Below are 24,917 nucleotides of genomic sequence, written 5' to 3' on the forward strand. Positions count from 1 at the left end.
GCTTCTACAAATTATCTATAACTGACGTTAATCGTTGTGTAATTTCTTCGATTGTTCCGATACCATTTACGGCGTGAAACTTATTTTGTGCTTTATAATATCCAATTAATGGAGCTGTTTTTTCGTTATATTCCTGATATCTTACACGAATTTTTTCTTCGTCCTGATCATCAACTCTTCCACTTGTTTTTCCTCTTTCTAGTAAACGTGCTACTAGAATTTCATCATCGGCCTCTAATGCGATTGTTGCTGTAACGCTTGATCCTATTGTTGGTAAAAATTTATCTAAAGCTTCTGCCTGATCTAAAGTTCTTGGATAACCGTCAAATAAAAAACCAGCTGTATCAGGATGTTTGTTTACTTCGTCAATTAACATTGCTGTAGTAACTTCGCAAGGAACCAATTCTCCATTGTCCATAAAAACTCTTGCTTTTTTACCTAAATCTGTGTCATTTTTTAAATTGAAACGAAAAATATCTCCAGTTGAAAGGTGTGTCAATTTGTATTTTTCTTTTAAAAATTCAGCCTGAGTTCCTTTTCCTGCTCCTGGTTTTCCAAATAAAACAATATTAATCATAATATGAATGAGTGTTGTTACTTCTGTTTTTTATAAGAAGTTTTAAATGAATATATAGTTGTGTGTGTTAATTATTCGGCCAATTTATAGACCTCAGCAAGATTTCTTCCTAAACCGTCGTAGTCTAATCCGTAGCCAACGATGAATTTGTTTGGAATTCTGATTCCGATATAATCTATTTTAATATCTTTTTTATAAGCTTCCGGTTTAAAAAACAAAGTCGCAATTTTAAAATGCTTTACATTTTGTTGTTTAAACAGGTGTTTTAATTCTTCTATCGTATTTCCGGTGTCGATAATATCTTCGATAAGAATTACGGTTCTGCCGGATAAATCCTGATTGATACCAATTAATTCTTTTACAGTATTGGTACTTTCGGTTCCTTCGTAAGATGACATTTTGATAAATGAAACCTCACAATGACCTTTATATTTTTTTAGGAAATCGGCAACGACCATAAATGCACCATTCAAAACGCCAATAAAAATTGGGGTATCATCTCCAAAATCATCATGTACTTGTGCTACTATTTTGGTCAAAGCAAAATCAATTTCTTTAGCCGAAATAAACGGAACAAATTGTTTATCGTGAAGTTGTATCATTATTTTTGTGTTTAAAATAATGCGCAAAGATACAGAATTACAACCAAACTGTAAGTATCAAAATATGCCGTGAACATATTTTTTTAAGATTGTTAAATATCACTAAACATTTGCATTTTTTTTCTTTGAAATGTTTAATATTTGATTAAATTGTTGTCCTTTAAACTCTTAACCCCAAACCACTATGAAAACTGTTTCGCAAATATTATCTATATCCTTTCTTGTTGTACTGACAGCCTGCAATGGACAATCAAAACAAGAGAAGGAAACACTCTCTAAACAACCCTCGATTGTTGTAAAAACTGCTATTGGCGATCTTACTTTGCCTGCACCTTATGCCACCGAATCGAAAACAAAGAACAGTAAAGTCATTGGATGGCCTGAAGGCAAAACACCAAAAGCACCTGAAGGCTTTACGGTGACAAAATTTGCTGATGGTTTTGATAATCCGCGTTGGAGTTATATTGGCCCTAATAATGACATTTTTGTTGTGGAAAGCGGAACAAGAACCAGTAAAAATCAAATTATAGTGCTTCGCGATACAGATAAGGACGGAAAATTTGAAACGCGTGAAGTTTTTATAAAAGACCTGAACAGACCTTTTGGAATGCTGATTCTAAAAGACTTTTTTTACATTGCTAATACTGACGGATTATACCGCTATCCTTATAAAAATGCTCCATTGAAACTAAATACACAGGGAGTAAAAATTGTCGAACTTCCTGCCGGAGGATATAACAATCACTGGACTAGAAATATAATCTCGAATCCTGAGGGAACAAAAATTTACATCGCCGTTGGTTCCGGAAGTAACGTTGGAGAAAACGGAATGGATAAAGAAGTGCGCCGTGCCGCAATTTTAGAAATTAATCCTGATGGAACTGGCGAAAAAATTTATGCTGACGGACTTAGAAATCCAATGGGAATGGATTGGAATCCTGTAAACAAAGAACTTTGGACAGCTGTTAATGAGCGTGATGAATTGGGTGACGATTTGGTTCCTGATTATATTACAAGTGTAAAATTGAATGGTTTTTATGGATGGCCTTATTCGTATTTTGGAAATAACCTTGATCCAAGAATGAAAGGTGAACGTAAAGATCTTGCCGCCAAAGCTATTGTTCCTGACGTTCCGGTGGGTTCTCATACTGCTTCTTTAGGATTGGCTTTTTATACTAAAGATGCTTTTCCGGCAAAATATAAAAACGGCGCTTTCGTAGGACAACACGGTTCCTGGAATCGCTCGATAATATCAGGTTATAAAGTTCTTTTTGTTCCGTTTGCGAATGGAAAACCTTCGGGAAAACCTGAAGATTTCTTAACTGGTTTTGTTGCCAATGCCGATACCGCCGAAGTTTATGGACGTCCGGTTGCTGTAACTGTTATGAAAGACGGATCGCTTCTTGTAAACGATGATAGCGGAAACACAATTTGGAAAGTTACTGCGAATAAATAAGATTAAACTTTAGGAGAAATTTAAAAACGTATTTTTTTACCGCAAAGTCCGCTAAGATTTATTTCTGTTGTTTTTATAAAAATGCAAAGTTCGCAAAGCTTTGTATGGAACCAGCTTTGCGAACTTTGTGTTTGCTAAAGCGAACATAAGAGATAAATCTTAGCGGACTTTGCGGTAAAAAATTTTCGCCTTCTATATTCCTTAAATAATTAAGCATAGAAACTGATCAAAACCCTTTTATGATTCTAAAAAAATATTTCTTTCTTGTTTTTGTCACTTTTGTTTTTCAAAACACTTTTGCGCAAGAACAGAAAAGTAAATCTATTGATTCTGTTCAAACAGAAAAATTAGAAGAAATTGCTATTAGTTCGCTACATATTAATGATAGTTTACAAAATGCGCCGGCTTCGATAGGGATTTTATCAAAAAAAGACCTTCTGCAAAATAACGCCACAGATATAAGTACCGTAATCAACATGATTCCTGGAGTATTTATGCAATCTTCGAATTTTACTACAACCCGAATTTCAATTCGTGGTATTGGCGCAAGAACAACTTACGGAACCAATAAAATCAGAGCCTTTTACGGCAGTATTCCGCTGACTTCTGGAAACAGCGAAACTGTGATTGACGATATTGATCTCGAAAACATCGGTCAGATTGAAGTTATAAAAGGTCCGCTTTCGAGTATTTATGGTGCAGGTTTAGGCGGTGCAATTTTAATTTCGCCTCAACTTTCAAAAACAAAAGGAGAAAATGCAGGTATAAGCAGCGTTTTTGGTTCTTATGGTTTGTTTAAAAACAGCATAAACTATAGTCTAACGGAAAAAAAGTCTAGTTTAAACATCAGTTATCACAAACTAAAAACTGACGGATGGCGCGAAAACAGTGCTTATAATCGGGAAGGAATAACCCTTGCGGGAGAATTGTTCAAAAAACAAAACAGTAAACTTACTTATTTTACAAATTATACTTATCTAAAAGCTTTTATTCCGAGTTCGATCAGTAAACAAGTTTACGATAATAATCCGCAATTGGGTGCGCCAACTTGGGTTGCTTCGAAAGGATTTAAAGAATACAAATCGACTTTGGCGGGATTGGCTTATGAGTTTAAAATCAATGAAAATCTGAGTAATTCAACTTCGATATTTGTCAATTATAAAGACAGTAATGAACCTCGCCCTTTTGATATCTTGCGTCAATATACTTTTGGTACTGGTGGAAGAACGCAGTTTTCAGGAAAGTTTAAAATTGGAAAAACAGAAAATCAATTTATTGCCGGAATTGAATATTTTACAGACAATTATAACGGAAATACTTTTGAAAATTTATACAAAACCAACAACGGTCAGGGAAGTTTACAAGGAAAAGAATTGACCGAAACAGATCAGAAAAGGCATTTTTATAATATCTTCTCTCAAATCAGAGCTTTACTTTCTGAAAAATTCGAGCTACAAGCCGGATTAAATTACAATGAAACTCATTTTGAACTCACAAACTTTCTTCCTCAAAAAACTTCCACTGAAAAATATAGTTATGACGGAATCCTTTCGCCACAATTGTCTTTTCTATTTAAGCCAAATCAGGAACAAACACTATATTTCTCTGCAAGCCGTGGATTTTCATTGCCCGCAACCGAAGAAACGCTTACAAGTACAGGAAACATAAATCCGGATATAAAACCTGAAAGTGGTTATAATTTTGAAGTTGGTGGAAAATTCTACTTTTTCGGCAAAAATCTTTATACTGAATTTGCCGTTTACCGAATGGAAATAAAAGATTTATTGGTTGCCAAAAGAATTGGAGATGATCAATATGAAGGTGTAAATGCTGGCAAAACATTTCATGAAGGAATCGAAATTTCAGTAAAACACAACTGGTCTATTAATCGGTTTTTCTCTTTAAACTCTTATATCGGTGCTTCTTTAGGGAAATATGAATTTAAAGATTTTGTCGATAACGGAAATGATTATTCGGGAAATAAATTAACCGGAGTTGCCGCCAATAAAGTAAATGCCGGAATAATGCTGAATACGAATTTAGGACTTTATCTTTCATCAGATTTTCAGTTTGTAGACAAAATCCCTTTAAATGATGCCAATTCGGTTTACTCCGATTCTTATATGATCATCAATTTAAAAACAGGTTATCGTTTTGAGATTCTTCCAAATCTTAATGCACAATTAGCCTTTGGCGTAAATAATCTTACTGATGAAAAATATACTTCGCTAATTTTGCCAAATGCTGTAGCAGTCGGAAACTCAACTCCAAGATATTATTACCCTGGTCTTCCGACGAATTATTACGGAAATGTTTCGATAAATTACTTATTTTAGACTTGTATTAAATTCATAAAAATGTCTTCGGAATTACAATCAAAACTTGATTACCTAAAAGCTTACAGAGAAAACCGTCTAAAAGTCGCACAAGATGTTTTAGAAAATCCTTCTTTATTTAAAGAATTGATTTCGATTTGTTTTTCTCCATCAGATAAAAACAATCATAAAGCGTGTTGGATTTTAGAGTTTGTATCTTACGAAGAATTGATTTGGCTACAACCTCATCTTGATTTTTTCTGCTCGAATTTGAAGATTTTGAAAGATGAAAGTTCCATTCGCCCAATTGCAAAAATTGTTCAGCTATTAGTCAAATCACATTATAAAAAAGACAAAAATCATATTTCACTTTCCGAAGCTAATCTGCAAGATTGTATCGAAGCTTCTTTTGATTGGCTGATTAATGACGTAAAAGTTGCCACAAAAGCCTATTCGATAAGAACTTTATATGTTTTAGGAAACCATTACGATTGGATCCATCCCGAATTGCAAATTATTTTAAACAAAGATTACGCAGATCATTCGGCAGCTTATAAAGCAGTTGCCAGAGAAGTTTTAAAGAAGATAGAAAAGTGATTTTTTAAAAGTTTGCCACGAATTAGCGCGAATTTTTAATCTGCAAAATCTTAACATATTGCTTTGCGAACTTTGCATCCTTTAAAAAAATAAAGATTAAAACTTTGCGAACTTTGCGGTTAATATTTTTGCCACAGATTAAAGGATTAAAAATGATTTTTTTTAAGTCTGCCACAAATTTCACAAATTTTCACGAATTATATTTCTTTAAAATTCGAGCATAAAAAATTTGCGTTAATTCGTGCAATTCGTGGCGAAAAAACCATAAACAGTCGTTCCTTAAAATCCAAACACTAAAAAAATCATGAAATTCATGAAATTCGTGGCAAAAAAAAGATTAAAAAGTATCTTTGCAAAAACACAACTACAATGAATTATTTTTCTTCTGATTTTAAATTAGGAATATTAGGTGGAGGACAATTGGGTAAAATGCTTTTATTCGACACCAGAAAATTTGATATACAGACTTATGTTTTAGATCCGAGTGACGAAGCTCCGAGTAAAATTGCCTGCAATAAATTCTTTCAGGGCGATTTAATGGATTATGAAACGGTTTATAATTTTGGAAAACAAGTTGATGTTCTGACTTTTGAAATCGAATTGGTTAATCTTGAAGCATTAACGCAATTAGAGAATGAAGGTTTAAAAATATATCCTTCGCCAAAAACCCTAAAAGGAATTCAGAATAAAGGAATCCAAAAACAATTTTACGCAGAGAATAATATCCCAACCGCACCTTTTAAACGATTTGAGAGTCTCGAAAATCTAAAATCAGAAATCTTTAATCAACAATCTACAATCAATTTACCTTTCGTATGGAAATGTACTGAATTTGGTTACGACGGAAATGGTGTAAAAGTAATTCGTCAGGTTTCAGATTTAGATACCTTGCCAAATGTAGAATGTATTGCAGAAACAATGATTCCGTTTAAAAATGAATTGGCGGTTATTGTTTGCAGAAATCCATCTGGAGAAATTAAAACATATCCAGTTGTTGAAATGGAATTTCATCCGGAAGCCAATCAGGTAGAATATGTAATTTGTCCTGCGAGAATTGATGATAAAGTTGCTGAAAATGCCAGAGCAATTGCTTTGAATGTTTCGGAGAAATTTAATCATGTTGGACTTTTGGCAGTTGAAATGTTCCAAACCCATGACGATGAAATCTTAGTAAATGAGGTTGCTCCTCGCCCACACAATTCAGGTCATTATTCTATCGAAGCAAGTTATACATCACAATTCGAAAATCATTTACGTGCGATTCTGGATCTTCCGTTAGGAAATACAGATAGCAAAGTTGCCGGAATTATGGTAAATTTAGTAGGAGCCGAAGGTTTCTCCGGAGATGTAGTTTATGAAAATATCGAAACTATCTTAGGTTGGAATGGCGTTACACCACATATTTACGGTAAAAAACAAACTCGTCCTTTCAGAAAAATGGGACACGTAACAATCGTAAATGAAAATATGCAGGAAGCAAGACGAATTGCTGAAGACGTTAAAAACACTATTAAAGTTATTAGTATATAGTTTTCAGTCTCGGTCGCAGTTTTCAGTCACAGTGAAAACCTAAAACCTGAAATAAAACAAAATAAACACTCTTAGTTCTCAGTTTCAACAAAAACTTGAAACTTGAAACCTGAAACAATAAATAACAAAAACCACATGAGCAAAGTAGCCATCATAATGGGAAGTATCTCTGACATGCCAGTCATGCAGGATGCCATCGACATATTAAAACAATTTAATATTGAAACTGAAGTTGATATCGTTTCGGCACACAGAACGCCGGAAAAATTATTCGATTTTAGTAAAAATGCACACACTCGCGGAATCTCGGTAATTATTGCCGGAGCCGGAGGCGCTGCACATTTACCGGGAATGGTTGCTTCAATGTCACCGCTTCCAGTAATTGGAGTTCCGGTAAAATCAAGCAATTCTATTGATGGTTGGGATTCGGTTTTATCGATTCTTCAAATGCCGGGCGGAGTTCCTGTTGCAACTGTAGCTTTGAATGGAGCAAAAAATGCCGGAATTCTTGCTGCTCAAATCATCGGAAGTCATGATAAAAAAGTGCTTGATACGATTATTGCTTACAAAGAAGAACTAAAAGCTGCGGTTAATAAAGCTGCTGAAGGCTTGAAAAAATAAGATTATTCCGCAGAGATACACAAAGAAAAGACGCAGAGATTCACCGAGCTTTTTCTCATTTTAGTGAAGAAAAACTTTGTCAATCTCTGCGTCTTTTCTTTGCGAGTCTTTGTGAAACAAAAACTTATTTATAATCTGAAATTAGGCTTCCTCTTCAATATCTTCCAGAACAGCTTCAAATTCATATTCAATAATATCTTCTTTATTTATCCAATTCTCTGAAGTAACCAAATCATAATTGATATTATCTTGTGTCGTCAATTCCCAAATAATATTTTCAGCTTCAGGAAACGGAATATTTTGAGACATTTGATTTTCGAACAATCTTTTAATAAGATTTCTATCAGACAAACCTCCATTCAATAATTTCAATACATTCTCAGCTGTCAACTTTTGTACTTCTCCATCAATTGGTGTTAATGAAAAATGAACAACAGAAGCTTTAGCATTTGGAAATTTTCCGTTGTAGGCTTTAAAAAGTAATTGATTAATATGAAACAACGTTCCCTGCATGTCGATTTCAGGATATTCCTCACAAACTTTATCAATTAACATGTTGTGCGATATTTGCTCAATTTGTCCGTCGCTTAATCTATCAGGAAATTTATATTTCAAGACGATTTCGGCAGCTTCGTTGGGTTCATAATCTGAAATAGCCATTTCTAACAATTCCGGCAAACTGGCTTTGTCTGCAGTTGCTCCATCCGGATAATTGAATTTTTCTAATAACTGAACAAAATCTTCATCTGACCAATATCCTTCTACTTCATTAACAGTATCGATTCTCTTTATTACAATTTGATAATTCATCGTTCTTTATTTTGTATTTATTTCTGATTAGCATTTTAGTATTCTAATCCTAATTTTTCACAATTTAAGATTTTTAAAACCCTTACAGAAATAAATAACATATATATAACACACTTTAACAAGTCTTTTACACCAAGAATCAATCTTGTTATGGTAGCTTGATTTCTTTAAATTGCTATCTTTGGAATTCAAAAATTTCGACTTCAATTAATAAAAATAATTATATCATAATGAACGTTTTACTTTCAAAATTCACAACCAAACATAATACAGCACCTTTCTCACAAATTAAAATCGAAGATTATTTTCCTGCTTTTCAAGAGGGAATTACTTTGGCTAAAGCTGAAATTGATGCAATCGTAAACAATCCTGAAGCTCCAACTTTTGAAAACACCGTTGTAGCAATGGATTTCTCAGGAGATATTTTAGATCGTCTTTCAAGTGTTTTCTTCAATTTGAATTCGGCTGAAACAAGTGACGAAATGCAAAAAATTGCTCAGGAAGTTTCTCCTTTACTTTCAGAATTCGGAAATGACATTACTTTGAACGCTGCTTTATTTGCTAAAATAAAAGCGGTTTACGATCAAAAGGAAACATTAAATCTAAATCCAGAGCAAACAACTTTATTAGATAAAAAGTACAAAAGCTTTTCTCGAAACGGAGCGAATTTGCCGGAAGATAAAAAAGATAAACTTAGAGAAATCGACAAAGAATTATCGAAGTTAAGTTTACAATTTGGCGAAAATGTTTTGGCAGAAACGAATGCTTTCGAATTGCATTTAACAAACGAAACTGATTTAGCAGGTTTACCGGAAGGAACAATTGAAGCTGCGAGATTATTAGCAAAAAGCCAGGAAAAAGAAGGTTGGATTTTCACTTTAGACCATCCAAGTTACGTTCCGTTTTTGACTTACGCCGATAATCGTGAATTGCGTAAAAAAATGGCGATTGCTTTTGGTGCAAAGGCTTTTCAGAATAACGAATTTGACAATCAGGAAAATGTATTGAAAATTGCCAAATTACGTTTCGAAAGAGCTAATTTATTAGGCTATAAAACACACGCAAATTTTGTTCTGGAAGAAAGAATGGCCGAAAGTCCGGAGAAAGTTTTCTCTTTCCTAAATGATTTATTAGCAAAAGCGAAACCTGCAGCTCAAAAAGAGTTTGCTGAATTAACGGCTTTCGCCAAAGATTTAGACGGAATCGAACAATTAGAGAAATGGGACGGCGCTTATTATTCTGAAAAATTAAAACAACAACTTTTTAATTTAGATGATGAAAAACTAAAACCTTATTTTCAATTAGAAAAAGTATTAAACGGAGCTTTTACAGTTGCCAAAAAACTATACGGATTAAACTTTACCGAAGTTTTTGATATTGATAAATACCACGAAGAAGTTACAACTTATGAAGTAACAGATACTGATGGTAAATTAGTTTCTATTTTCTACGCTGATTTTTTCCCAAGAAAAGGAAAACGAAATGGTGCATGGATGACTTCATTTAAATCACAATCTATAAAAGACGGCGTAAACGAAAGACCACATATTTCGAACGTTTGTAATTTTACAAAACCAACAGAAACGAAACCTTCATTATTGACTTTTAATGAGGTTACAACTTTGTTCCATGAATTTGGTCACGGTTTACACGGAATGTTAGCAAACACAACTTATCCAAGCTTATCCGGAACTTCTGTATTTTGGGATTTTGTAGAATTGCCAAGTCAGATTATGGAAAACTGGTGTTACGAACCGGAAGCTTTGGCTTTGTTTGCGAATCACTACGAAACTGGAGAAATTATTCCAATTGAATATGTTCAGAAAATTAAAGAAAGTGCCAGTTTCCAGGAAGGATTGGCAACTTTACGTCAGTTGAGTTTTGGACTTTTAGATATGGCTTGGCACGGACAAGACCCAACTAATATTACGGATTTGAAAACTTTTGAAACGGAACAATTTGCCAACACACAATTGTATCCTGATGTAAAAGAAAACGCGATGAGTACTGCTTTTTCGCATATTTTTCAAGGTGGATATTCTTCCGGCTATTACAGTTACAAATGGGCTGAAGTTCTGGACGCTGATGCTTTTGAATATTTTCAGGAAAATGGCATTTTCAATCATGAAATTGCTACAAAATTCAAAGACAATGTGCTTTCAAAAGGAGGAACTGAACATCCTATGATTTTGTACAAACGTTTTAGAGGTCAGGAACCAAAACCAGAAGCTTTATTGAAGAGAGCGGGATTGCTGTAATTATTTGATATCTTTGTTTAATATTAAAAACTATTGAAAGATAAAAATCTATATATTATCGCTGGTTGTAATGGAGCTGGAAAAACAACCGCTTCATACACAATTTTGCCTGAAATTCTAAATTGTAAAGAATTTGTGAATGCTGATGAAATTGCCAAAGGGCTGTCTCCTTTCTAACCTGAAAAAGTAAGTTTTGAAGCTGGAAGAATAATGCTTCATCGCATTGACGAATTATTACAAAAGGAGACTGATTTTGCGTTTGAAACAACTCTTTCTGCAAAAAGTTATATTTCAATCGTAAAAAAAGCCCGAGAACAGGGTTATTTTGTAACACTACTTTTCTTTTGGTTAAACTCTATTGAACTTGCAAAGCAGAGGGTTATACTTAGAGTAAGCTAAGGAGGTCACAATATTCCTGAAGATATTATTGAACGCAGGTATACTAGAGGAATTAAAAACTTTTTCAAGATTTATTTAAATACCTGTGATAATGTGATGCTATTTGACAACTCTAATAGATCACCAATCCTTGTACTAGAAAAAGAAATTAATGAGGAAGCAATAATTATAGATAAAATCTTATTTGACAAAATAAATAATTTACAGTATGACTAAAGATAAAATCAAAGAGTTACAAAGTAAAATTGTTGAGGGTCTTAAAGTTTCATCAAAAAAAATGATTGAAAACAAAAAGAAAATCAACGGAAAGATTGTTGTTTATGCTGATGGAAGGATTCAGACCATAAATGCTGTTGATATTAAAGATTAAATACAAATTTCGACTTGAAAAAATATTTTAAAATTCTCCTTTGCCTTGTAATTATTGGATTAGTTGCAGTTCTCTCCGTAAATTATTATGTAACGTCTTCGACTAAAAAATACATTAATTATTCCCTTAAAAAGTTTCCGAAAAATGATGTCGGGATTATTTTTGGTGCGGGAATTAATGGAGATCAGCCAAGTAAATATTTAAAAGATCGACTTGACGCCGGAATTTCTTTATACAAAGCAAAACGTATCAATAAAATTCTGCTTTCGGGAGATAATGGCCGTGATGAATACGACGAACTAACGGTGATGAAAAATTACTGTTTTAGAAATGGAGTTGATACTACCAAAATTTTTGTTGATTATGCCGGATTCGATACTTACTCAACGATGTATCGCGCCAAACATATTTTTAAAATCAAAAAAGCAACTTTAATTTCGCAGGAATACCATTTAAACAGAGCAATTTATATCGGACAAAAATTAGGCATAAAATCTGTTGGTTATTCAGCTAATAATGGAGAATATCACGGTTACAAATATGTTTGCTTTAGAGAATATCTTTCCAGATTTAAATCTTTTTTTGATGTTTTGAGAAATCGGGAACCACGCTTTCTAGGAAATCCAATTGATATTAATGGAGCTTCAAATTATTCTAAAGAAGATAAACGATAAAGAAAAATCCGAAGTAAAATTTACTTCGGATTTTTTTATGAATTTAATCATAACAACAATCAATGTATGAGTGTGTTTTGATTTTATTTATAAAGGACTACGTTATATATGCCTTCCTAAATTTTTCTATACTCGTCCCGACTGCACTAACCATTCTCCTGTAGCAGTCAAGATAACAGTAACCTCTAAATTTTTAAAATCGCTTAATTCAACTTTTGCAGAGCCTCTGGAAATTGTTGCAAGATCAGCAAGTTCATAACTTGTAAAAGAACCAGTAGCGATATAAAATGAAAATTTTGGAGTAATTGTGTTCTGATCATTTGGAGATGGGGACCACGTAACTCCCAAAAATCCATTTTGTGTCTGAATACCAAAACTCGCGTTACTGTACCACTTTCCATTTTCATTTCTAACTCTATCAAATGAATTAGATAGTAAACCAATAGTATTATCCGGGCTTCTCTCTCCTTGCACAAGATTGACATTTGGTCCTTGATAAGGAGGTATAGTAGCATATTGAGCTTCCCAGGTTTGCTTTAATTGAGAGTTTCTAATAATACTCGAATCAATTTGAACGCCCAAACCTACTGCTTGGTTTGATGCACCTGCTCCCAAAGAATATTGAGTCGGAATAACGAACTTATTTATTCCTCCATAATTTGGCAATACATTTAGGCAAACAGATGAATTTGCAAAGACTCCGCTATATGGTAAGCCGGCAGGTTTTTCTAAAAAACACCAGAAATTTTTATAATCACTACTTTCATTTTTCAAATAAATAGTATAATTGGTTACCGAATTTAATGCATCTATATTTAACATAATTTATAAATCTGTTTACTTATCCCTACTCATAAGCTTTTCGGGTTGCGCTTTACATTACTTACTAAATACTTAGAGTTTATTTTTTTTGCTTTTCTGCATTGATAAAATCTAGAAGTTGTTGTGTTTTCAATGCTTCTATTTCCTTAATACGTTTCGCACGTGAATTATCTAAATTATTTGCATTCTTACCTGAAGAAGCTACTTGAGGTTTGGTAAATAGTAAATAATCTCCAAATAAATGACTTAAAAACAAAGGAGATTTTCCTGGCCTCTTTTTATCAAAGTTTGCAGATTTATGACAAGAAAAGCAGTTTGCTAAATTGCTATTGTTAATTTTATGAATATCATCTTGAAAAGTCTGTGTGTAGGTTTCCATCGTAATGTTTGCCAAATTAACTGAACCTCTGGCTAACGAATCCGGAAGCGCGCTTGCGAGATTTTTTGTTACAATTGCTTTCTTTTGATTTTCAGAAGAAACTCCGTCAAAATTTAACCAAAGAGAACCATTGTAGAAATAGTTTCTAAAAACATCTTTCAAATTAGACGCTACACACTTATTGATATCCTCGATATTATTAAAATTAGCAGGTTCTTTTTGACTTGTCGCCATAAAAGCACCAGTGTTTAAATCCTTTGGCACACCATATTCATAAAGAATAAAAGCTTTATTAGGAACGACAGGAGAAGTTGCACCATTAATCCATCTAATCCCATCTATACCTGTACTTGTTCCTTTTTCGTAAAATAACATTTCGTTTGCAGCAGTTACCGAATTGTTTTTCTTATCGTAAACCGGCGCCATATCTTTGTGTTCGAAAGTTGCCCAGATAAATTCAGGATGATTTTTTACAACTCCAACTACGTGCATACCTAACAAAGCCACCGTTTTTTTAACATATTGCCCTTTACTATTTTGCACCGCAGCCTTAGTTGTAAAATAATTCTGTTGTTGCGCTTTTGCAATAGCATCTATATTAATCCAGGAAACTTTTAATTCTAAAGCCCCAACAGGAAATGTCTCTAAATTAGAAACCGGTAATTTCCCGCTATTGATTAAAGCAGCCATTGTAACTGCTTTGTCTTTTAGCAGAGCATTAACGTGAATAGAATAATACACAGTATCTGTAGCATTATTATATTTAGGATTAGAACGTAAAACAGCACTAAAACCTGCCTGGTTAATAGAGCTCAGTGTTAATTTCATACCCAACTGTGGCACAACAGGCTCCATTTGCGGAGTAACTAAATCCAGAGAATCCAAGAAAAACGGATTCCCGCCCGGCAACGGTTTTGTAACCCACAAAAACTTTTGCCACGACCATTGATGAAAATCACAATTTGTTGTACTTTCACTATCAAACGGACTTCCGTCACCTTCTGCTGGTGCAGGTGTTTGCTCATGCGGAAACCAACTTGTCTCACATTCACATGATTGAGCTGCTTTTGCAGTTGTGGCATATCCTGAAGAACTGCCAACTTTTTTCATTATTTTTTCCTTGTTCAGAAAAAGTATTGAAATAGCTGCTATTACAAAGACAGCTAATACGATTATAATAATGGGTTTTCTTTTCATTTTTTCATTGGTTTAGTAATTATTCAGAAACAGGATTCTCTTAACAAAAAAGACCGCCCAAGCCAGGCGATCTTTTAAATCAAAACTCAAATTGAGTCAGGAAGTTTTTGTTATCCTGTTGAATTTGTTTGGGGAAAATTTATTTCTAAACTAATTCTTCTTTTAAGATTTTTGCTGACGCCACTGGTACATTTTCAATATTATGGTTATAATATGAGAAACCTCCTGTTCCATTCCATGCACCATCGATTGCTAAGTGAGCATCAAACTGTGCCAAGAAAGAACCAATTGCGGGTGGAGGAACCGAGTGAACATATTCTCCATGAAGACTCACCACTTGTGTAACTTTACCAAATCCAGTTGCATAGATTTTTCCTTTTACATGAACAACAATATGACTATCAGGACCTTTTATAGCCTGAGTGATTACTACTGTACCTGTCACAGAATGTTGTGATGGTACAACTACTAAACTGAATGATGCGATTGGAGCACCTGGCATTCCAACATTTCCGATTGTGCCTTTTGCTAAATAAGCACCTAATAATAAATCTGACATAATTTTTTGATTTAGGTTTTCCTACTCGTAAGGCTTTTCGGTACCGCCTCGTTTTTTTAAGTGGGTTCTGCTCCACCTTTTATTTTTAAACTTATATGTTTCTATTAAAATTTATTCTCAACACTAATATGTACATGTACAGAACCTTTATTGTCTGTCAAACCAGCGCCATATATTCCTTTCAAATCATCGTTGATGCACAATTCTAGTTTTCCAACCAGTCCTGCAGGAGTTGTGGCTCCCAGCCCGATTAAGAAAACAGTCTGCCCAATTCTCCCTACAAGAGCTCCTTCATTTGCATTTGGCAAAGCATAACCTGGTTTAGCGTTAATAAAAGTTGGATTTCCGGCAGCATTGTATAACTTACCGTTGTTGATATTTGGATTCGCGGTCCATAAACCATCTATATATTTAATGATTGCAACTGTTTTAGCATTCATTTTGATACCTGTATCAAGCCAAGGATAAGCAGGTTTAGGATTTTCATCAGTACCTGGAGTTGGTTTTGCCTCAATTGTAAAATCACAAGGTGGAACTGCGAAATTGCAAGGTGGTATAGGGGCTGCAAATTCTTCGTAATCAAAATAATCTGCCAAAGCAAGACTTGTTCCTACGCCTACACCTGATTGTGATTGCATAAATGTTACTGGTCGGCTTCTTCTTCCATCGCCGCTTAAAGGGCTGTACCAAGTCCATAAATAAGTAGAATCCGGATAATTAGGTGATGAAGGTGGAAAAAGTACGCCTACAACTGTAACCCTAACATTTGGACAAAGTACAGGATTACCAACAATAGTTGCCTGAATACGAGCTTGTACAGCTGGAGTTTGAACCCAATTTGGTCGTTGTTGAGGAAATTGAAATTTTCCGAAACCAATGGCTTTCGTTATTTTATCGCCTAAATAATCAATTAGAAAACCGGCACCACTGTTTGCCGGTGGTGTTATTCCGCTTGGAGCAGTTCCTGTAAGAAGTGCCTCTTGAGAAGTATATGGATTTACAGGGTTGTAGGTGAATTTCATCAAAGTACTCTGACTCCTATCCGAAGAAACCCGATACTGTGCATCGTCTCTATAATTATATAAAACCCTTGTTGGCAACGGGTTGAACTCTTCGTTGACCGGGGTCATAAAAACAGTCATTCCAAAATTCGTATTCCATGTAAATAATTCATAGTTGTTAGGATTACCAAACGAAAAACCGTCAATAGCCGGAGCTACCATAGGTGAATTTAAAGGATTACTCGTTAGTTTCTCAAAAGAAGGAAAATAGGTAAAGGAAAACATTTGAAAAAGCGCCAGTTGATTGACATCTCCCATAGAAGGAGAAGCAACAGGGCCTTGTCCGAACATAAGACGTACCGGAAAATTAGTATTATGGTCAAACCACATCCAGGTAGCAGGTGGAGGGCTTGCATTGCCAACCGGAATTTTCCACCAGTCTACTTTTTGTGCCTTCATCCAGTTTAGATAACTCGTTCCTGCACATTTTGCTTTACTGCTTTCATTTCCAAACCAATTTGTTGTAGGAATACTCCAGCCTATATTTATAGGATTAAAACTACCTCCATCTATAGAAACTGTCGTTCCCGATGAAGTCACTTTATAGAACCATTTTTTGCCACTACTACCTACAAGCAAAGCATTTAATCCAATCCCTTCTGCATAATAAACAGTTGCGGTACAAATTTCAAAAAACGGACTCGCTTTATCTGCGGGTGTACTGTTACTTTGAATGGGACTAAATGGATGAAGTAAACAGGTACATTTCCAATATTGTGGAAGTTTGGGCTGAGGACCTGTAAAAGGCTCTAAAACTGGGTATCTTGAATCTGATATAGGATCCACACATGCTGCCGGAGAAGTAGATAAATCTTTCATGGGTTAAGTTTTTGGGGTTAACTTTTTTTGATTGTCTGGTTTCTTTTTTTATTGGCTTATTAAATCAAAAAAACTTTGTCCTTTTGATTTAGTTTGAATAGCCTTTAGTAACCATTCTTTTTATTTTCCTGATTAAAATTACAATGCAGATAAGGTCTTCGGTAAAAAAATGTCACGAGGCTGACATTTTCACCCATAAGACGGATAATCAATGAAATAAAACTTTTTTTTAGAACCGAATAAGAATATCGCTTTCTAAAAAACCATTATCTCAAATCTAACAGTAAAGGTGTCTTAGTCGTATTGGGATCGATATACAATTCAGCAGCTGTAACCAGCAAAACATCGGCTTCTACACAATCTTCTGCGTCATTCAATAGTCTTTTCAGCTCGGCACATTTTTCCTTAATGAATTCCTGCCTTTTATCTTCAGCCACATTTTGTACCATTAAAAATCGAACCACATCCTTAAAAAATTCATTAGTCGACAATTGAATCTGAAAAGCGTCAGCTTCACTTGCTAAAGAAAAAAACTTATCTAAATCGTGGTGTAGTTCACAGGTAATAAAAGACTTCGACTCTCTGGATTTTAATTCCAGAAAAGATTTCCCATCAAAATCGACCCATCGGCCCAAGTCGCCTATTGCATATCTAAAAACTGGAAATCTTTTACGATAAGTATTGGTAACTGCAATGGTACCATATCCGTTTTCATCTGGATTCATGATTTCGACTATAATGCCTTTAATCACGGAAAACAAGGATGGATTTTTACTGCAATTTGACCAGGCCCAGATTCCGGTTTCGGCAGAGCCATACATGGAATAAACATTTTGAGAACCGAATGTTTTTTGTAAAAATTCTTGTGTTTTAGGTCTTAAAAACTCGCCCGCATAAAATAAATTTTCTATTTCTACTTTAGTATTGTTCTCTTCTAAGAACTTTGCAAAACATAATAATTTTGAAGGAGTGCCAAATATAAAATCCGGTTTAAAATGTTTGGTTGCTTGTTGCATGTCGGTATAACTGGCATGCGAACTTAATGCTAAAGTCGTGGCCTGGCATTTTTCTAAAATATCATCCATAATAGCTGCCGTGCGATACATATCGGAATAACCAAAAATGTTCAGGGCAATTGTTTTGGAAGTAAAAAAATGGCTTCGGGTGAGTTCCTCTGCCAGTGCTAGCCGCTGATTATGATTTTCCTGAATGTCTACCGGAAAAACCAAAGGCTTTTGGGTACTTCCGCCGGAGCGCACCAAATACACACCCGTTTTTTCATTCTGAAGTTTAAACTTTGTATCTAAAATTGGCATTAATTCTTTTTTGCTTAACATGGGAGCTCCGGCTGCAAAATCATTTCCTTTATAGAATTCGACATACAAAGGATTTTGTTTTGCTAATTCAAAATAATTTTGAAATTCGGAGTGGTCTATTTTTGCGGGGATACAAACTGGATACATGACAGGGCGTTTTTATTTACTTCGTTTTTTTAAATAGTAACTGTTTTTAACTAAGAGTCTGTGATGCTTGAAAAGAAACAGAGCCTTTTCCTTCCACGACGGTAATCGCTTCATTGCGTGTGACAGCCATCGCTGCGACAACATTCCCATTAATTGCTGATCGTACCGATTTGTACTTTTATAATATCTTTTTATTGAAACAGGAATCTCCAATTCTTTCCAATTCGAATAGCTAATGCGGGACAAACTGCCTTCAACCTCTCTTACTTCGATGGAAGCTTTATTCAATAATCCAACACGGGACTGTGGAGGTATATTTTTTAAAACACGATACCAAAAATCAATTCCTTCATTTAAGGAAACATCAGTCTCATAGCGAATGTTTTTCAGGTATTTTTTTCGAATTACCACATTACTGCCGACTCCCATAATAAAATCCGGAGCACTAACGGTGTGCAACGGATCCGGTATTAAAAACAGATCATTAGAAAGGGAAATCAATTCTTTTTCAAACGATTTGATCTTGGGCAAATAATAATTGGAAGGAATCAATACAATTCCAAGAATCAAAACGTCTATTTTCTCCTGCTCCATAATAGCATTAACATCGCTTAAACAAGAAGAAATGTAACAATCGTCTGCATCCAAAAAACTTATAATATCTCCAGTTGCCAGTTCTATCCCCGTGTTTCTCGCATTGCCCGGACCTTTGTTTTCTTTTAATTCAATGATCTGAATGTCTGTTTGTAAAAACTGTGGGGCAAAAAAGGACAAGGAATCTTTTAAATTAATCAGGCTCTGGTCTGAACTAAAATCATCTACAATAATAATTTGCGCCGCTTTTTTTTCCTGAAAAGCCAAGGACTTAATCGTATCAAAGATGTAGGCTTCCTTATTATAAAGAGGTATAACAACTGTATGTTTCATATTTTTTATTGTGCTACTATTGGATAAATCAAAGCTCTTCCCTGGTGTACATTTACAACAGACTCATCTGAGCCTCGAAATATCCCGGATCCATACGTTTTGTCATGTTTACACAACAACATCCCCACTAAATAAATCTGACGATTATTCTGGACATCGTTAAATTCTTTTTGGTCTACAAAATGCTGAATCATGTATTTATTCCAATTTTCTTTGATAATAGTATTCCAGTCTTCGGTTGTGCAATCATTTTTCACATAGGCTCCAATTCCTCGTCCTCCGCTGTTTAATTTTAAGATCAAATTCTCTTCAGAATTGATAAAGGCATCACAACCGGCAGGATCAGTAATCACAAAACTTGGGATGAGATAATCCTGCAAAAAGCCATAATCCTCTTCACTCAAATAATCGAGCATGATTTGTGCATCGTACATTACCGCCAAAACCCTTTTATCATGGATTAAAATTAAAGTTCGAATATCATTGAAATAGCAGTTTTCTTCGATTAGCTTATCCAACACATCCGGACTTATTTTTTTCAGTTCTTCGCGATCCATTTCCAGTATAAATTGCAAAACTGGTATTCCGTTTACCTGTATTGAATTATCTGAAACGATTAGATCCTGAGGTCTTGCAGAAATTAGTTCAATTTTTAGTTTTGCTAATTCCCTTTGAAGATTGAAAATATCGCTTCCCTTTTCATCATCATGAATAAGTGCTACTTTTTTATGTGGAGCAAACTGATGGTATATATCGTTAACAAGATTTTCTAAAGCCGTATCTCTGGTATTTAAACTGCCTTCAGAAGTATTGGTCTGATTGTTCATCAATTGCGCATAATAACTAATCATCCAGCCGTTTAACGGATATCGAGCTCCTATTTCGCAGATTTTTGGCTGATCATTTTTGTCATATAAAAAATCAGGGCGGTAAAAACCCTGATTGTATATTTGGCTATTACTTTTTCTCAATAAAGCTTCAAGGTCATTATCCAGTTGATAATAGTTCCGAATTCTGTCGTCTTCAAAATAATTCAAAACAATTGCTTTACAGGCTTTGTTTAAAACAGTACATAAGCGATTCATTTGCCCGCTATATTCCGCAGACAGAATTACAGAAGAATTAGCAAAAGAATCTCTGCCTAATACTGTACCTTTCTTAAAATATTGAAAAAACAACTGATCCCACTTTTCTTGTTTATCAGTCTGGTTTTGTTGCAATTTAATTTTTGACATACTGCGTAGAAGTTTATTTCTTTGTAATAATTATTGTTGGTATATGGATTTAAAAACTCAATTCTTCCACTTCCATAAGATCCACCATAACAGCCGATTTCTTAGCTAAATAGTCGTTAACAATTGATTCTAAATCATACGCTTCAAGGTCAACATTCATTGCTTTTGCATAGTGGAAAATAGAATTAACGGCAAAGAAGAAATGGTTTTTCTCTGTTGGACCACAATGAACGCTTATCCAGGCCAGTGTTTTATCACTTTCTTCTTCAGTGAAACCATAATCGTTTGCCAGCCAGGATTGGAATTTTGGCAATATCAATTCCACTTCGCCATGCGTATAAATTTCATGTATCAAAGTGGTCAATAAAGCGATCATGATGTCTTTATTTCGAAGCGAGTTTTGATCTTTCCAAGCTTTAAAATCACAAGCACTTTGATTTAAATATCGGCGTGAAAGCCAGTCATCATTTGTACAAATCGTAGTTGCCATAGTATAAAATAACTGCGAATGCAAAATTCTCCCAACAACCGCCAGATCTTCATCAACAATTCGGTTTAAACTGGTGATGGACTGCAATAGTGCTTTTTCGTCTGCAATAGATTGGTTTTTATGAACCAGCATGGTCATGCGGTTGCTAATTCCGGAAACGGTCATTGCACTGTTATTAGTTTGGCTCCAACTGTGAAAAAAACGCTGTAAACGCTCTTTATCCTGAACTTTCGAGGTCAATTGATTGAAACTTTTTTCAATTTTTGAAAATGCCTCTTCCTGATTTGGAAGGAATTTTAATAATTGATCTTTTAAATGTGATTCTTCCATTCCTTCAAGAACCGGAAGAATAATTGAACTTAAACTAGCCATAACTTTTTAATTTTAGATTATTTATTGATTTTGATTTATTTAGCAGATTTAGAGCGGTAATATTTAATTTTCCGGATCACATCAATGTCTTTAAAATGATATTGTTCTAACCATTGGGCCTCATCAAAAAAGATGCAGCGGGACTCGGCAATTACAATAATCGTCTTGTTTAAAGAGATCTGATATAGTTTATCCAATAAAGCCGCATATTGAAAATCGTAAAGAGGATTGTACAGATAAAAAACATTCCCATCGGAAACATCAGTCTTTAAGATATCGCCTGAAATTGCCCTACCATTTGTGATTCCTTCTTTTTCGATTAAATCAACACAAACTTTGTTTCGTTCTTCGAGAATTTCAATTCCTATAAACTGAGCATCCGGATATTTTACAGCTCCATATAAAATGATATTTCCATAGCCTGAGCCTAAATCATAAAACACTGTTTTGTCTGTGATTGGAATAGGATCAAAAAGATCATCCAAAAAACTGGAAGATCCATACCGGTAAGAATTCAGACCGTACTTAATGGTAATATCCGAAAGGCTTAAACCTTCTTCAATATGATGTGAATGCTGATCAATTTCAGATTGAATATTTTTTAACTGCTCCATATTATTTCATCATTAACAGTTCTAATTTTTCCAATGAGCGTTTTGCTTTTTCCATCTTAACAGCATATTCGTTATTTACCTTTTCAATGTCAGCATTGCAAAAAGTACAAGTATGTTCTTCTTCATAGACGTAATTGTCACAGCCATTGCATAACTTCAGTGCTTTTGGTATTCTCGGAACTCTGTCTGTATGGTCTGATGGTGGAATTACAGGAGTATCGTTAGGGGATTGTATTTCTACAATTTCTCCTTTTTCATTTTCAACTATGATTTCAAAAAGCCCAATATCAAAAGAGAGACCCGGTGCTTCTTGTGTTTTTCTTATTCTTTCTCTAAGTCCTTTCTTTTTTAACTCGAGAGCGCGATGGTGGCAAAAAGGATTGTTCCCTCTTTTACCAAACAACACGTGACTTGTCCAGGTACAGCCTGCCAGACAAGAAGATTCGTAATAGCAGCCTTTGCAGCCTCCCCATAACTCTTCTTTATTTCTATATCTGGAGAAAACCATCTCTTCGCTGTATTTCCAGATATCCTCTAGCTTCATGTCTTTTACATTACCTCCTGTGTACACACTCGTTGGTAATGACGGACAGCCTTTAATTTTTCCGTCGGCTTCAATTCCTAGTCCTGTATGTCCTGCGGAACATCCTGTATAATATTTTTCATTACCCTGTCTCCAGATATGTTCGTACGGCCCAAAATAACCAATGTTATTTCCTGCCTGTATCAACACATTATTCACTAAGGCTTTACGATAAATGACAATGAGATTGTCATAAAAATCATTTAATTCATAAGGCTGCACTATCAATTCTTCCGAATTGTCAACGGCATTTCCCATGGCAACAGCAAGCTGTATTTGCCAGTTTTTCACTCCATTTTCAATTAAAACATCCAGTAATTCATTCAGCTCATTTTTACTCCTTTTAGTAATTACAGTATTCACACTAGATGGTATATTGTGTTTTTTAAGCAGTTGCAGACAATTTATTACGTGTTCGAAAGAATCTCTTCTTCCTCGTATTTTATTGTGAGTTTCCGGCATTCCGTCGATAGAAACACCAATATTTCGTATTCCTGCTTTTTTCGCATCAACAATTCGCTCTTCGGTTAAATTGTAAGCACCGGACTGCATCGAGCATTCGATTCCGCTTTGGTGTATTCTTTCAATAATTTCGAGCCAGTCTTTTCTTAAAAAAGCTTCTCCTCCAATAATAGTAATTTCTCTGGTGCCAAGACGTTTAAGACTATCAATAACACCAAAACATTGTTCCGTCGTTAATTCACCCGGCCTTACCTTTCCGGCTCTGGATCCGCAATGCGAGCATTTCAGATTACAGGCTAATGTTATTTCCCATACTACATGAACGGGGGTGGCAGTTTTGTAATCATCTCTTACTCTGTATCGTGTTGAGGTCTTAATAGTATCCATCTTAGTTTTGTTTACGGTTTGACAATTAATTAAAAGACGGTTTAAGAAGTAAAACTTGATAAACCGTCTTTTGTAAAGATTACTTTCTAAAAGTGTCGATTGCTTCTAGCAATTCTAACAACGCTGCGTGTAAATCTTTTTGTTCTCTTACAGTTTGTTTCGCCTGTTCGGCTACTGCCTTCATTTTTTCTAAATCATTCGAAGCGATCGCCTCTCTGATTCCTGCTGCGTAAAGCATTGTTACTCCCATAATAGTTTGTTTTTTGTTTTTTAGTCCTACTCTTAAGGTTTTTCAGCTACACCCTTGTTTTACTGTACAAGTCAGTTTGTTTTTAGAGGGCTCTATTATTTTTTATTTTTTAGAGCGTCTATCGCATCCAGCAATTCTAACAAAGCACCACCCAGATCTCCCTGGTCTTTTATTGTTTTTTTGGCTTGCTCGGCAATAGCCTGCATTTTAGTCAGATCGTTTGAAGCTATAGCTTCTCTGATAGCGACACCATAAGGCATAATTACTCCCATAGTTGTTGTTTTTAGCGGTTATTACTTATTTGTAAAAAGGATATCTCTTTTATAAAAAATGCTTTTCTATACAAGAGATATCCCTCTTTCTTTACTCATTCGAACCAAATTGATGCAGAAAAATCGCAGGCTCATTTGGATTCAAACAAGTTAAATGCCCAAAAGTGACTGTTTTTCCTTCTTTGTTTTTTCCTGAAATGATGATATTTTTCATCCCAACCACTAATTTTCCTGAACGATTACCGCTGATTACCTCAACTCCCATTTCGTGAGGCGTACCTGTTCTGGTTGCAATAACATTACCTGAACCATTTTCAATTAACAGTCTCTCTCCTATTGCCGGTGCAGGAAATAGCTGAGAAACAGTAATATCAGTTAGAGGGCCAAGTGTGATATAAGGCGGTACACTTACTGCGCTAATCGCTTCTGAATTTGGCTGATTAAGTGTTATAGTTCTGCCAAACTCTGCTTCGTTAGTTACATTTGTACTATACATCCACGGAGTTGTAAATGGAGTACCATCTTCTGTCTCTCCAATTGCTACATACTTCTGGTGTATGCCAAGTTTAGAATTTTTAGTCTGTAAATCTAGATTGTAGAATACTGACCTGATAAGTGTACCAACAGCGTAGGTTCCGCTGGCTCCTTCCACAACCGGAAGAATAACGGGTCCAACGCCCCCACCATTCCAATCGATATACGGATACACATTTACATTTTTTACTTTTACTGGTATTGCTTGCATGATAATTAATTTTTGGTCCTACTCATGAGGCTTTTCAGATCCGCCTTCGCCTTTAACTGTGCGAAACAGTT

Annotated in this window: 24 protein-coding genes and 1 pseudogene; 9 read left to right on the top strand and 16 right to left on the bottom strand. The window is 34.9% G+C overall.

The annotated features are described in order from the left end of the window. Positions 1-4: 4 nt before the first annotated feature. Together CHB81_RS11105 and hpt are read right to left on the bottom strand one after the other, a co-directional pair. Positions 5-577 (bottom strand): adenylate kinase, encoded by a 573-nt coding sequence (locus CHB81_RS11105; protein WP_089351946.1) that lies wholly within the window; start codon positions 575-577, stop codon positions 5-7. Positions 578-648: 71 nt separating this feature from the next. Then, positions 649-1,179 (bottom strand): hypoxanthine phosphoribosyltransferase, encoded by a 531-nt coding sequence (gene hpt / locus CHB81_RS11110; RefSeq protein WP_089351947.1) that lies wholly within the window; start codon positions 1,177-1,179, stop codon positions 649-651. Between the two features lie 184 nt (positions 1,180-1,363). On the opposite strand from hpt, the gene CHB81_RS11115 reads away from it, so the two are divergent. The 5 genes from CHB81_RS11115 (at position 1,364) to purE (ending at position 7,698) form a co-directional block, all read left to right on the top strand. Then, positions 1,364-2,635: a sorbosone dehydrogenase family protein gene (locus CHB81_RS11115; protein ID WP_089351948.1), complete on the top strand. Its 1,272-nt coding sequence runs from the start codon at positions 1,364-1,366 to the stop codon at positions 2,633-2,635. A 239-nt stretch (positions 2,636-2,874) separates the two neighbouring features. Further along, a complete protein-coding gene (locus tag CHB81_RS11120) occupies positions 2,875-4,971 on the top strand; it encodes a TonB-dependent receptor (RefSeq protein WP_089351949.1) in 2,097 nt (698 codons plus the stop codon). A gap of 21 nt (positions 4,972-4,992) precedes the next feature. Then, the gene (locus CHB81_RS11125) at positions 4,993-5,547 is read left to right on the top strand and encodes a hypothetical protein (RefSeq protein WP_089351950.1); all 555 of its coding nucleotides are present in this window, start codon (positions 4,993-4,995) and stop codon (positions 5,545-5,547) included. 369 nt (positions 5,548-5,916) lie between these two features. Beyond that, positions 5,917-7,077: a 5-(carboxyamino)imidazole ribonucleotide synthase gene (locus CHB81_RS11130; protein ID WP_089351951.1), complete on the top strand. Its 1,161-nt coding sequence runs from the start codon at positions 5,917-5,919 to the stop codon at positions 7,075-7,077. 135 nt (positions 7,078-7,212) lie between these two features. Then, on the top strand, positions 7,213-7,698 hold the full coding sequence (gene purE / locus CHB81_RS11135; protein WP_039111763.1) for a 5-(carboxyamino)imidazole ribonucleotide mutase: 486 nt from the start codon (positions 7,213-7,215) through the stop codon (positions 7,696-7,698). Positions 7,699-7,839: 141 nt separating this feature from the next. Here the strand turns inward: purE and CHB81_RS11140 are convergent, their stop codons facing one another. Then, complete coding sequence (locus CHB81_RS11140) at positions 7,840-8,508, bottom strand: hypothetical protein (protein ID WP_089351952.1); 669 nt, start codon at positions 8,506-8,508, stop codon at positions 7,840-7,842. A gap of 230 nt (positions 8,509-8,738) precedes the next feature. Here CHB81_RS11140 and CHB81_RS11145 point away from each other — a divergent pair, with 230 nt between their 5' ends. The 4 genes and pseudogenes from CHB81_RS11145 to CHB81_RS11155 all read left to right on the top strand — a co-directional run bounded on the left by CHB81_RS11145 (position 8,739) and on the right by CHB81_RS11155 (position 12,209). Next, positions 8,739-10,766 (top strand): M3 family metallopeptidase, encoded by a 2,028-nt coding sequence (locus CHB81_RS11145; protein WP_089352013.1) that lies wholly within the window; start codon positions 8,739-8,741, stop codon positions 10,764-10,766. Positions 10,767-10,799: 33 nt separating this feature from the next. Further along, positions 10,800-11,381: pseudogene (locus CHB81_RS11150) on the top strand (zeta toxin family protein). Next, complete coding sequence (locus CHB81_RS26845) at positions 11,374-11,535, top strand: hypothetical protein (protein WP_176427519.1); 162 nt, start codon at positions 11,374-11,376, stop codon at positions 11,533-11,535. The pseudogene CHB81_RS11150 and the gene CHB81_RS26845 overlap by 8 nt, the downstream one beginning before the upstream one ends. A gap of 14 nt (positions 11,536-11,549) precedes the next feature. Continuing rightward, complete coding sequence (locus tag CHB81_RS11155) at positions 11,550-12,209, top strand: vancomycin high temperature exclusion protein (protein ID WP_089351953.1); 660 nt, start codon at positions 11,550-11,552, stop codon at positions 12,207-12,209. A gap of 126 nt (positions 12,210-12,335) precedes the next feature. Here CHB81_RS11155 and CHB81_RS11160 read toward each other — a convergent pair whose 3' ends face one another. From CHB81_RS11160 to CHB81_RS11220, 13 genes are all read right to left on the bottom strand, one after another. Beyond that, entirely contained in the window at positions 12,336-13,031 is a 696-nt protein-coding gene (locus CHB81_RS11160; protein WP_089351954.1) for a hypothetical protein, read from the bottom strand. A 79-nt stretch (positions 13,032-13,110) separates the two neighbouring features. Further along, entirely contained in the window at positions 13,111-14,607 is a 1,497-nt protein-coding gene (locus tag CHB81_RS11165; RefSeq protein WP_089351955.1) for a hypothetical protein, read from the bottom strand. A gap of 145 nt (positions 14,608-14,752) precedes the next feature. Next, complete coding sequence (locus CHB81_RS11170; RefSeq protein WP_089351956.1) at positions 14,753-15,166, bottom strand: DUF1842 domain-containing protein; 414 nt, start codon at positions 15,164-15,166, stop codon at positions 14,753-14,755. 104 nt (positions 15,167-15,270) lie between these two features. Continuing rightward, the gene (locus CHB81_RS11175) at positions 15,271-17,046 is read right to left on the bottom strand and encodes a hypothetical protein (RefSeq protein ID WP_089351957.1); all 1,776 of its coding nucleotides are present in this window, start codon (positions 17,044-17,046) and stop codon (positions 15,271-15,273) included. A 266-nt stretch (positions 17,047-17,312) separates the two neighbouring features. Next, a complete protein-coding gene (locus tag CHB81_RS11180) occupies positions 17,313-18,509 on the bottom strand; it encodes an AMP-binding protein (protein ID WP_089351958.1) in 1,197 nt (398 codons plus the stop codon). 12 nt (positions 18,510-18,521) lie between these two features. Beyond that, positions 18,522-19,436, bottom strand: coding sequence for a glycosyltransferase family 2 protein (locus CHB81_RS11185; RefSeq protein WP_089351959.1), 915 nt, complete (start codon positions 19,434-19,436; stop codon positions 18,522-18,524). Between the two features lie 5 nt (positions 19,437-19,441). Then, positions 19,442-20,671 carry a hypothetical protein gene (locus tag CHB81_RS11190; RefSeq protein WP_089351960.1) on the bottom strand — a complete coding sequence of 410 codons (1,230 nt, stop codon included), beginning with the start codon at positions 20,669-20,671 and terminating at the stop codon, positions 19,442-19,444. Positions 20,672-20,720: 49 nt separating this feature from the next. Continuing rightward, a complete protein-coding gene (locus tag CHB81_RS11195; protein ID WP_089351961.1) occupies positions 20,721-21,533 on the bottom strand; it encodes a hypothetical protein in 813 nt (270 codons plus the stop codon). 35 nt (positions 21,534-21,568) lie between these two features. Beyond that, complete coding sequence (locus CHB81_RS11200) at positions 21,569-22,147, bottom strand: hypothetical protein (RefSeq protein WP_089351962.1); 579 nt, start codon at positions 22,145-22,147, stop codon at positions 21,569-21,571. Between the two features lies 1 nt (position 22,148). Next, positions 22,149-23,579 (bottom strand): radical SAM protein, encoded by a 1,431-nt coding sequence (locus CHB81_RS11205; protein WP_089351963.1) that lies wholly within the window; start codon positions 23,577-23,579, stop codon positions 22,149-22,151. A 79-nt stretch (positions 23,580-23,658) separates the two neighbouring features. Next, positions 23,659-23,829, bottom strand: a complete 171-nt coding sequence (locus CHB81_RS11210) for a DUF1843 domain-containing protein (RefSeq protein WP_089351964.1) — start codon at positions 23,827-23,829, stop codon at positions 23,659-23,661. A 95-nt stretch (positions 23,830-23,924) separates the two neighbouring features. Continuing rightward, positions 23,925-24,101 carry a DUF1843 domain-containing protein gene (locus CHB81_RS11215; RefSeq protein WP_089351965.1) on the bottom strand — a complete coding sequence of 59 codons (177 nt, stop codon included), beginning with the start codon at positions 24,099-24,101 and terminating at the stop codon, positions 23,925-23,927. A gap of 91 nt (positions 24,102-24,192) precedes the next feature. Then, positions 24,193-24,846: a hypothetical protein gene (locus tag CHB81_RS11220; protein WP_089351966.1), complete on the bottom strand. Its 654-nt coding sequence runs from the start codon at positions 24,844-24,846 to the stop codon at positions 24,193-24,195. Between the last annotated feature and the right edge of the window lie 71 nt (positions 24,847-24,917).

It is taken from the genome of Flavobacterium sp. ov086, from assembly GCF_900187965.1.
GTDB lineage: Bacteria > Bacteroidota > Bacteroidia > Flavobacteriales > Flavobacteriaceae > Flavobacterium.

Excerpts from the sequence above, each read along its gene's own strand:
- CHB81_RS11120 (WP_089351949.1), top strand. The coding sequence starts at position 2,875 with ATGATTCTAAAAAAATATTTCTTTCTTGTTTTTGTCACTTTTGTTTTT.
- CHB81_RS11125 (WP_089351950.1), top strand. The coding sequence starts at position 4,993 with ATGTCTTCGGAATTACAATCAAAACTTGATTACCTAAAAGCTTACAGA.
- CHB81_RS11190 (WP_089351960.1), bottom strand. The coding sequence starts at position 20,671 with ATGTCAAAAATTAAATTGCAACAAAACCAGACTGATAAACAAGAAAAG.
- CHB81_RS11145 (WP_089352013.1), top strand. The coding sequence starts at position 8,739 with ATGAACGTTTTACTTTCAAAATTCACAACCAAACATAATACAGCACCT.
- CHB81_RS11165 (WP_089351955.1), bottom strand. The coding sequence starts at position 14,607 with ATGAAAAGAAAACCCATTATTATAATCGTATTAGCTGTCTTTGTAATA.
- CHB81_RS11210 (WP_089351964.1), bottom strand. The coding sequence starts at position 23,829 with ATGGGAGTAACAATGCTTTACGCAGCAGGAATCAGAGAGGCGATCGCT.
- purE (WP_039111763.1), top strand. The coding sequence starts at position 7,213 with ATGAGCAAAGTAGCCATCATAATGGGAAGTATCTCTGACATGCCAGTC.
- CHB81_RS11160 (WP_089351954.1), bottom strand. The coding sequence starts at position 13,031 with ATGTTAAATATAGATGCATTAAATTCGGTAACCAATTATACTATTTAT.
- CHB81_RS11130 (WP_089351951.1), top strand. The coding sequence starts at position 5,917 with ATGAATTATTTTTCTTCTGATTTTAAATTAGGAATATTAGGTGGAGGA.
- CHB81_RS11185 (WP_089351959.1), bottom strand. The coding sequence starts at position 19,436 with ATGAAACATACAGTTGTTATACCTCTTTATAATAAGGAAGCCTACATC.
- CHB81_RS11115 (WP_089351948.1), top strand. The coding sequence starts at position 1,364 with ATGAAAACTGTTTCGCAAATATTATCTATATCCTTTCTTGTTGTACTG.
- CHB81_RS11105 (WP_089351946.1), bottom strand. The coding sequence starts at position 577 with ATGATTAATATTGTTTTATTTGGAAAACCAGGAGCAGGAAAAGGAACT.
- CHB81_RS11180 (WP_089351958.1), bottom strand. The coding sequence starts at position 18,509 with ATGTATCCAGTTTGTATCCCCGCAAAAATAGACCACTCCGAATTTCAA.
- hpt (WP_089351947.1), bottom strand. The coding sequence starts at position 1,179 with ATGATACAACTTCACGATAAACAATTTGTTCCGTTTATTTCGGCTAAA.
- CHB81_RS11220 (WP_089351966.1), bottom strand. The coding sequence starts at position 24,846 with ATGCAAGCAATACCAGTAAAAGTAAAAAATGTAAATGTGTATCCGTAT.
- CHB81_RS11175 (WP_089351957.1), bottom strand. The coding sequence starts at position 17,046 with ATGAAAGATTTATCTACTTCTCCGGCAGCATGTGTGGATCCTATATCA.
- CHB81_RS11195 (WP_089351961.1), bottom strand. The coding sequence starts at position 21,533 with ATGGCTAGTTTAAGTTCAATTATTCTTCCGGTTCTTGAAGGAATGGAA.
- CHB81_RS26845 (WP_176427519.1), top strand. The coding sequence starts at position 11,374 with ATGACTAAAGATAAAATCAAAGAGTTACAAAGTAAAATTGTTGAGGGT.
- CHB81_RS11205 (WP_089351963.1), bottom strand. The coding sequence starts at position 23,579 with ATGGATACTATTAAGACCTCAACACGATACAGAGTAAGAGATGATTAC.
- CHB81_RS11140 (WP_089351952.1), bottom strand. The coding sequence starts at position 8,508 with ATGAATTATCAAATTGTAATAAAGAGAATCGATACTGTTAATGAAGTA.
- CHB81_RS11215 (WP_089351965.1), bottom strand. The coding sequence starts at position 24,101 with ATGGGAGTAATTATGCCTTATGGTGTCGCTATCAGAGAAGCTATAGCT.
- CHB81_RS11200 (WP_089351962.1), bottom strand. The coding sequence starts at position 22,147 with ATGGAGCAGTTAAAAAATATTCAATCTGAAATTGATCAGCATTCACAT.
- CHB81_RS11170 (WP_089351956.1), bottom strand. The coding sequence starts at position 15,166 with ATGTCAGATTTATTATTAGGTGCTTATTTAGCAAAAGGCACAATCGGA.